Here is an 8,466-nt window from a genome sequence, read left to right as displayed (position 1 = left end):
GAGGTGGCCGGCAGCGCGTCGGCGGCGAAGATGGCCTGGGCCACCCCGGCCACGATCGAGGCGACCTTGAGGGCCTCCAACACCGCCTCGCGGCCGACGCCCGCCTCCCGCACGACCTGCTCGTGGGAGGCGACGCAGGCCTGGCAGCCGTTGATCGCCGAGACCGCGAAGCTCCACAGCTCGAAGTTGGCCTTGTCGACCCCCGGGTTGCCGATGATGTTCATCCGCAACCCGGCCCGCAGGTCGTCGTAGGCGCCGTCCAAGAAGTGCCGGCCACGGTAGAACACGTTGTTCATACCCATGATCGACGCCGCACCCAGGGCGGCCTGGTAGGCCTCAGCCGAGAGGTTGTCGGCTGCTTCGGCGCTGATCTCGGCCAGCACCGTGGCGTTACGTGTCGCCGCGGCGCTGGCCAACAGGGCACCCCAGAGCTGCTCCTCGTTCAGAGCCGTGGTGCGAGCGATCGACCCCAGGTTGAGCTTGAGGTCCTTGGCGAATTCCGGGACCGCGTTTTTGAGATTCTCGATGCTCATTTGGCGCTACTCCTTCTTCTCGCTGACGCTCTGCACCGTTTCGGTCCGATCAGACCGATTCTTTGAGCAGCTCGCCGGCGTTGATCGTCGGGTCGCCCTTCTTCCAGTTGCAGGCGCACAGCTCGTCGGACTGCAGTGCGTCGAGCACTCGCAGCACCTCGTCGACGTTGCGGCCCACCGAGCCCGCGGTCACCGACACGAACTGGATCTCGTTGTTGGGGTCGACGATGAACGTGGCCCGGTCAGCCACGCCGTCGGCGTTGAGCACACCGGTCGCCTCGACCAGCTCACGGTTGAGGTCCGAGAGCATCGGGAACGGCAGCGTCTTGAGGTCCTCGTGCTGGGCGCGCCACTGGAAGTGCACGAACTCGTTGTCGATCGACGCGCCGAGCACCTGGGCGTCGCGGTCGGCGAACTCGTCGTTCAGCTTGCCGAAGGCGGCGATCTCGGTGGGGCAGACGAAGGTGAAGTCCTTGGGCCAGAAGAACACGATCCGCCACTTGCCGGGGTGGTCGTCGCTGGAGATGGTGGTGAAGTAGTCGTCCGGCTTGTTGGCGTTGACCTTGGACAGGTCACCGGGGATGACCGCCTTGAGCTTGTAAGCGGGGAACTGGTCGCCGATGGTCAGCAGTGCCATGACACTCCTCGTTGTGTGAGATTTCCGGGCGTTCGGTCAGTTCAACGCCCGCACGCTCCATGGTGCCCTATCGGAATTAAAAATGAAAGGTGATACTTCGCACTATAATTATCGGCATGACCGATTCAACCTATCAGCCAACACTGGCGGGCCTGCGGGCGTTCGCCGCCGTCGCCGAGAAGCACCACTTCAGTCTCGCGGCGGCCGGCCTGGGACTGAGCCAGTCGACGCTGTCGCAGGCCTTGTCGTCGCTGGAATCCGGCCTGGGCATCCAGCTGATCGAGCGGTCCACCCGCCGGGTCTTCCTGACCGAGGAGGGCCAGCAGCTGCTGCCGCATGCGCACGCCGTGCTCGACGCGGCGGCGCAGTTCTCGGCCGCGGCCGCCGGGGTGGCCGACCCGCTGCAGGGCACCATGCGGATCGGGCTCATCCCGACCGTGGCGCCCTATGTCTTGCCCGCGGTGCTGGCCGGGCTGTCCGAACGCCTGCCGGCGTTGGGCCTGCGGGTGATCGAGGACCAGACCGAACGCTTGCTCACCGGGCTGCGCGAAGGGGCGGTGGACGCGGCACTGCTCGCGTTGCCGGCCGATGCCGCCGGGATGACTGAAATACCGATCTATGACGAGGATTTCGTCTTGGCGCTGCCGCCGGGACATGCGCTGGCCGGCAAGCGGCGGGTGCCGCCGACAGCCCTGGCGGACCTGCCGCTGCTCCTACTCGACGAAGGGCACTGCTTGCGGGACCAGGCGCTGGACATCTGCCGTAACGCCGGGGTGCGGGCGCAGCTGGCCAACACCCGGGCGGCATCGCTGGCGACCGCGGTGCAGTGCGTGACCGGCGGGCTGGGAGTGACGTTGATTCCGCAGACGGCGGTGGCGGTGGAGGCCGAGCGCAGCGGCCTGGCGCTGGCCCATTTCGCCGCGCCCCGCCCGGGCCGGCGGATCGGGCTGGTGTTTCGCACCTCCAGCGGGCGGGAGGAGTCCTACCGGCGGTTGGCGGGCATCATCGGCGACGTAATCGCCGCGCAACACCGCGTCGACCGGGTCCCCTAAGACCCGGCCCGCGACGCGACGATCAGTGGGATCCGATCGGCGTGACGTCCAGGGCGAGGTGGCGCAGCGCGCCGTTGGCCGGACCGGACGGTGCTGCGGCCAGGGTGGCTTCGATGATGCCGCGGACGGTGCACCGGCACCGGCCGCAGTCGCCACCGGCACCGCACATCGCGGCCACTTCCTTGGACGTCGACGCGCCGGCGGCGACGGCATCGGACACCATCTGGTTGGTGGCTCCGACACAAAGGCACACGTACATGGCTATACCCTTACCGGCCGTCGCCCGCAGGCGGCATCAGATCGATTGCGGCAGAGAACTTTCCGACGAACGGCCCGGGGTAACCGCCGGCGCCTACCCCGGTCATCCACTCGGCAGCGGTGTCCGGGTGGTCAAGCCAGCGCTGCGCGCTCGCCGCACTGTCGGTCTCCAACAGCGTCATCACCTCATTTCCGTCGTCGACGGCCCGATATACCCACACTTTGCGCACGCCTGCGCTGGCGAACCGATCCAGCCTGCGATGCACCTTGGCCATCAGGTTCGCGGGATCGGCGACGGTGGACACCACGCCGACGATCACCTCCGAACCGTCCTGCTCCGTATCAGCGACGGTGATCTTCTCGGTGACCTCGCCGGCGAAGATCGCCGGCAGATCGTTGACCCCGGAGCGGTCGAACCACTCGAAGACGGCGGGGGAGCGCAGCAGCTCCTTGACCGACGCCCGGTGGCGCAGGCCGATCGTCACCAGCACCCGATCCGTGTCGACCACCGAGGTGTAGAGCACCGCATGGCGTGCCCCGAGACCGAGCAGCGGCGTGTGGTCGTCGCGGAGCAGCGACCAGGTCCGATCAATGTCGTCAACGCGGTAGTCCAGCGCCAGCACCAGCGAATGCGGATTGTCGCGGTGCGACATGCCACGACCCGAACTGCCGACACGGCGGCCAGGCGAAGCAAGTCTCATGTTAGTAGAGTCTAACCTAAGTTCAACGCATCCTGCAGGGCCGCACCGCGATCCGATCCCGCCAGGCCCGGAGCCGATGCGTCGATTCGACGCGCCGAGACACGGGTAAACACCGCCTCGTGACCGGTGACCTGCACTAGATTGAATCCGGCGCGTTACGGCGATGATCAAGCCCCAGTCGACGCGGGGGGCATGCGAGGTTCTTCACACCAGAGGAGTGATCATGCAAGGCGACCCGGAGGTTCTCAAACTGCTCAATGAGCAGCTCACCAGTGAACTCACCGCGATCAACCAGTACTTCCTGCACGCCAAGATGCAGGCCGACTGGGGTCTGACCGAGGTGGCCGCCCACACCCGCGACGAGTCCATCGAAGAGATGCGCCACGCGGAGACGATCACCGACCGCATCTTGCTGCTCAACGGTCTGCCGAACTATCAGCGGATCGGATCGCTGCGCATCGGGCAGACCCTGCGCGAGCAATTCGAAAGCGACCTCGCCCTGGAAATCGAGGTGCTCAACCGGCTGCGGCCCGGCATCGTCATGTGCCGTGACAAACAGGACAGCACCACCGCCAAGATTCTGGAGACCATCCTCGTCGACGAGGAATCCCACATCGACTACCTGCAGACCCAACTGGAGCTGATGGACAAGCTCGGCGACGCGCTGTATCTGGCCCAATGCGTCGCCCGCCCGCCGACGACGTGATCTCTGGCGCCGACGCGGGTACCCGTTAGCGGCAGACGCCGACGAAAGGGAATATGAGCAGTTCGACGCCGGTCGCCGAGGAATCGCGGCCCGCGCCGGTCAGCCCGCAGCGCCGCAACCTGATTTTCCTGGCGATCGTGTTCGGCCTACTGATGGCCGCGCTCGACCAGACCATCGTCGCGACGGCGCTGCCGACGATCGTGTCGGATCTGGGCAACGCCGGCCATCAGTCATGGGTGGTCACCAGCTACCTGCTGACCTCGACGATCGCGACGATCCTGGCGGGCAAACTCGGCGATCTGTTCGGCCGCAAACTGGTGTTCCAGGCCGCCGTGGTGTGTTTCGTGGCCGGCTCGGTGCTGTGCGGGTTATCCGCGTCGATGGAGATGCTGGTCGGCGCCCGGGCGCTGCAGGGCATCGGCGGGGGCGCGGTCACCGTCACCGCCGCGGCGCTGATCGGCGAAGTCATTCCGCTGCGCGAGCGGGGCCGCTACCAGGGCATGCTGGGCGCGGTCTTCGGCGTTACCACCGTGATCGGGCCCCTGCTCGGTGGCTATTTCACCGACTACCTGACCTGGCGGTGGGCGTTCTGGATCAACGTGCCGATCTCGGTGGTCGTGATGATCGTGGCCGGGGCGGCGATCCCGGCGCTGGCAGGCCGGGCCAAGCCGGTCATCGACTATGCCGGCATCGTCTTGATCGGATTAGGAGCCAGCGGGTTGACGCTGGCCACCAGCTGGGGCGGCACCCGCTACGACTGGGGATCGGCGACGATCATCGCGTTGTTCGCCGGATCGGTGGTGGCGCTGGCGCTGTTCGCCCGGGTGGAAACCCGGGCCGCGGCCCCCATCCTGCCGACCCGCCTCTTCGCCGACCCGGTGTTCGCGGTCTGCTGTGTGCTGGCGTTCGTGGTCGGCTTCGCCATGCTGGGCGCGCTGACCTTCCTGCCCACCTTCATGCAGTACGTCGACGGCGTCTCGGCGACCACCTCGGGACTGCGCACCCTGCCGATGGTGGTCGGCATGCTGGTGATGTCCACCGGCAGCGGCACCCTGGTGGGCCGGACCGGCCGGTACAAGATCTTTCCGGTGGCCGGCACCGCCCTGATGACGATCGCGTTCGCGCTGATGTCGCAGATGGACGCCGCCACCCCGGCGCTGTTGCAGTCGCTCTACCTACTCGTCCTGGGCGCCGGCATCGGGCTGTCGATGCAGGTGCTGGTTCTCGTCGTGCAAAACACCTCAAGCTTTGCCGACCTCGGGGTGGCCACCTCCGGTGTCACGTTCTTCCGGACCATCGGCAGCTCTTTCGGCGCGGCCGTCTTCGGGTCGCTGTTCGTCAACTTCTTGGACCACCGCCTCGCGTCGGCGCTGCGCTCCGCCGGACTGGACGCCGATGCGGCCGCCTCGCCTGAGGCGCTGCACCGGCTGGCCCCGGAGCAGGCGGCACCGATCGTGCAGGCCTACGCCGACTCGCTCGGCCAGGTGTTTCTATGGGCCGCGCCGGTCGCGCTGCTCGGATTCGTGCTGGCACTGTTCCTGCGCGAAGTCCCGCTCAAGGAGCTCCATGACAATGCGGTCGACCTCGGCGACGGCTTCGGGATGCCCAGCACCGCATCGTCGGACGAACTGCTGGAGACCGCGATCGGGCGCCTGCTGCGCAATGAACCCGGGATGCGGCTGCGCAGTATCGCGATGCGCTCGGACTGCGAACTCGATGTCGCCGGGCTGTGGACGGTGCTGCGCATCTACCGGTATACCCAGGTGTTCCGGACGGCGCGGCTCAGCGACATCGGCAAGACGCTGCGGGTGCCCTACGAGATCCTCGAACCCACCGTCGATCGGCTGGTCATCCAGGGCTACGTGCTGCGCGACGGCGACCACCTGGGACTGACCCGGGCCGGGCTGCAGCAGGTGAGGTTCGTGACCTCGCTGGTGCAGGACTGGGTGAGCGACAAGCTGGCCCGCTCGCCCGGGTTCGCCGGACGCCCGGATCGCGCCGAGGTCGAGGCCGCGCTGCAGCGGATCGCCCACCGGGCCCTGGTCGACCCCGACTGGGCGACACATTCGGGGGAGTTCGTCGGCGCCGCCCACGGTGACGGCAAAGCCGGTTAGCATTCCCAGCTATGAGTCGAATCGGAACGTTCCCCGCGGATGACCTGACGGGCTGGATGGCCAAGTCGCCCGAACTCGCCGCCGGCATCGGTGGATTCAGTACCGCGGTGTACAACCGCGGCCGGCTGCCGATGCGCACCCGCGAGCTGGCCCGGATGGTGATCGCCTTCGACAACGAGTGCGCGGTGTGCGTCAACACCCGCGATGCCGACGGCCCAGCCGCCGGGGTGAGCGAGGACCTCTACGAGCACGTCGCGGAATGGCGCACCTGGCCGGGCTACAGCGACGCCGAACGGCTCGCAGCCGAGTTCGCCCACCGATTCGCCACTGACCACACCGGCCTGCGCGACGACGAGGACTTCTGGTCGCGCTGCTCGGAGCACTTCAGCGACGAGCTGCTCGCCGACCTCGCGTTGTCGTGTGCACTCTGGCTGGGTATGGGGCGGGTGCTGCGCACCCTGGACATCGGTCAGGCCTGCGCGTTCACCGTGCCCAGCCGGACTTGATGCGGCGACGGTCGCGCCGAGCCGGATGGGCGGCGGCTGCTGTCGTAGCCGGGGCCGCCGCAGTCGCGGCACTGAGATCGGCTGCCGCCCGGGCCCGCACCAGCAGCCCGTCACCCCTGCTCCCGCAGTGGTCCGCAGGGCCGGCGCAGTACGGCGTCGGGGTGCGCCGCAACGTCGCAGTCCCGATGAGTGACGGGGTCGTGCTGCGCGCCGATATCCATTACCCCACCGACCGCGAGACCGGGTCGCCGGCCACCGGGCCGTTTCCGGTGCTGCTGTCGCTGACGCCGTACGGCAAGCTGGCTCCGCCACCGGCCGCGCAGATCGGCGGCGGACCCACCCCGCGTCTGATCCGACGCGGGTACATCGAGGTGATGGTCGACGTGCGCGGCACCGGCGCCTCCGGTGGATCCTTCCAGATGTTCGGTCCCGAGCAGGCCCGTGACGGTGTGGAACTGGTGACGTGGGCCTCGACCCTGCCGAACGCCAACGGCAGGGTCGGCATGTTCGGCATCTCATACCTAGCGATCAACCAGCTGTTCACCGCGGCCGCCGTCGGCCCGGACTCACCGCTGAAGGCGATCTTCCCGGTGATGGCGGCCAACGACTTCTACCGGGACGCCGCCGCGATGGGTGGGGCTCCGCACCTGGCGACCGTGCGCGGCTACGGCGCGCTCTACACGATGCTCAACATCATCAACCCCACCCTGGAGTTCTTCACCCGCGGTGGGCATCCGCGACCGCGGGCCGGCGGCCTGGCCGCGGTGCGCCAACGCGGCAGGGACCAGCGCGGCTACTTCGGACCGCTGGTCGCCGAGGCCCGCACCGGCGGTGACGCCGCCTACGACGGACCGTTCTGGGACAGCATGCGGCCCGAACTCGTGCTGCCGGAGATCGCCGCCAACAAGATCGCCGTCTTTTTGGTGGGCGGCTGGCACGACGCCTTCCAGCGCGGCGCACCGCTGAACTACGCCGCGCTGCAGAATGCCTGCACCGGGCGCGCGGTGCACGCCCCGATGCAACCCGGGCAACCGCTGGCCGATCGGATCAGGCTGATGATGGGACCCTGGTATCACGTGTCGGCTTTCGACGGCCTGCGCATCCAGGACCTGCAACTGCGCTGGTTCGATCACTGGCTGAAAGACGATGCGGCGGCGGAGATCTCCGGTCCGCCGTTCACCTTCCAGGCGATCGGCGACAGCCGGTGGTACCACACGCGTGAGTATCCGATACCGGAGGCGACGCCCACCCGTTTCTATCTGGCGCCCGACGGCCGGCTGGTCACCGACGCCCCGGCCGAGCAGACGCTGGCCGCACTGCGCTACCGTGCGCGCGGCCCGGTCTCCGGGCGCAGCCTGGAACAGTGGACGCTCGGCCTCAACAGCTTCGTCACCACCCAGGCCGGTGGCCGCACCCGTTACGACCAGGACAACCGCCGTCTGCAACGCGGGGCATTGACCTACACCACCGCACCGTTCGATGCTCCGACCCTTATCGCCGGACCGATCACGTTGCGCGTGGAGGCGACGGCCGACACCACCGAGACGCTCCTGGTTGCGCACCTCGACGACGTCGCACCCGAAGGGGTGAGCCGCCCGCTGACGCAGGGGGCGCTGCTGGGGTCTCACCGCGCCCTGGATCCGGAGCGCACCTGGTATCTGCCGGACGGCACGGTGCTGCGGCCCCACCACATCAGCACCCGGTCAGCGGTACGGTCCGTCGAACCGGGGGAGCTGACCGGCTACGACATCGAGATCTTTCCGACCGCCGCAATGATCGCTCCCGGCCACCGCCTGCGGCTGACCGTGACCACCTACGATTTCCCGCATCTGGTGCCCACGGCGCCTGCGCGCCGGGCACTGGCCGGTGGCACCTACCGCCTGCACCAGGGCGGTCCCACCCCGTCGTTCCTGCTGCTGCCGCTGGCCGACCCGGACACGCTGGACTGAGCCGGATCGG

Annotated in this window: 9 protein-coding genes; 5 read left to right on the top strand and 4 right to left on the bottom strand. The window is 68.2% G+C overall.

Annotated elements, in window-relative coordinates; translation table 11 throughout:
- Positions 1 to 533, bottom strand: a 533-nt coding sequence (ahpD, locus tag AC5Y4Q_RS15910) for an alkylhydroperoxidase, AhpD family (protein ID WP_499959593.1), incomplete at its 3' end; no start/stop codon positions are given.
- Between the two features lie 49 nt (positions 534 to 582).
- Positions 583 to 1,170, bottom strand: coding sequence for a peroxiredoxin (locus AC5Y4Q_RS15905; protein WP_064923939.1), 588 nt, complete (start codon positions 1,168 to 1,170; stop codon positions 583 to 585).
- Between the two features lie 116 nt (positions 1,171 to 1,286).
- Between AC5Y4Q_RS15905 and AC5Y4Q_RS15900 the strand changes: the two genes are divergently transcribed.
- Positions 1,287 to 2,222: a hydrogen peroxide-inducible genes activator gene (locus AC5Y4Q_RS15900; protein ID WP_064923940.1), complete on the top strand. Its 936-nt coding sequence runs from the start codon at positions 1,287 to 1,289 to the stop codon at positions 2,220 to 2,222.
- A gap of 22 nt (positions 2,223 to 2,244) precedes the next feature.
- Here the strand turns inward: AC5Y4Q_RS15900 and AC5Y4Q_RS15895 are convergent, their stop codons facing one another.
- Positions 2,245 to 2,481: a (2Fe-2S)-binding protein gene (locus AC5Y4Q_RS15895; RefSeq protein ID WP_064923941.1), complete on the bottom strand. Its 237-nt coding sequence runs from the start codon at positions 2,479 to 2,481 to the stop codon at positions 2,245 to 2,247.
- 10 nt (positions 2,482 to 2,491) lie between these two features.
- A complete protein-coding gene (locus AC5Y4Q_RS15890) occupies positions 2,492 to 3,133 on the bottom strand; it encodes a hypothetical protein (RefSeq protein WP_064923942.1) in 642 nt (213 codons plus the stop codon).
- Between the two features lie 271 nt (positions 3,134 to 3,404).
- On the opposite strand from AC5Y4Q_RS15890, the gene bfr reads away from it, so the two are divergent.
- From bfr to AC5Y4Q_RS15870, 4 genes are all read left to right on the top strand, one after another.
- Complete coding sequence (gene bfr / locus AC5Y4Q_RS15885) at positions 3,405 to 3,887, top strand: bacterioferritin (RefSeq protein ID WP_064923973.1); 483 nt, start codon at positions 3,405 to 3,407, stop codon at positions 3,885 to 3,887.
- Positions 3,888 to 3,940: 53 nt separating this feature from the next.
- Complete coding sequence (locus tag AC5Y4Q_RS15880) at positions 3,941 to 6,001, top strand: MDR family MFS transporter (RefSeq protein ID WP_499959589.1); 2,061 nt, start codon at positions 3,941 to 3,943, stop codon at positions 5,999 to 6,001.
- Between the two features lie 11 nt (positions 6,002 to 6,012).
- The gene (locus AC5Y4Q_RS15875) at positions 6,013 to 6,507 is read left to right on the top strand and encodes a carboxymuconolactone decarboxylase family protein (protein WP_064923944.1); all 495 of its coding nucleotides are present in this window, start codon (positions 6,013 to 6,015) and stop codon (positions 6,505 to 6,507) included.
- 185 nt (positions 6,508 to 6,692) lie between these two features.
- On the top strand, positions 6,693 to 8,456 hold the full coding sequence (locus AC5Y4Q_RS15870) for a CocE/NonD family hydrolase (RefSeq protein ID WP_499959586.1): 1,764 nt from the start codon (positions 6,693 to 6,695) through the stop codon (positions 8,454 to 8,456).
- Positions 8,457 to 8,466 lie beyond the last annotated feature (10 nt).

The sequence above is a fragment of the Mycobacterium sp. NGS16 genome, from assembly GCF_059813225.1.
The sequence above is the reverse complement of the archived record's forward strand: the minus strand, read 5'-3'. Positions and strand labels throughout refer to the sequence as shown.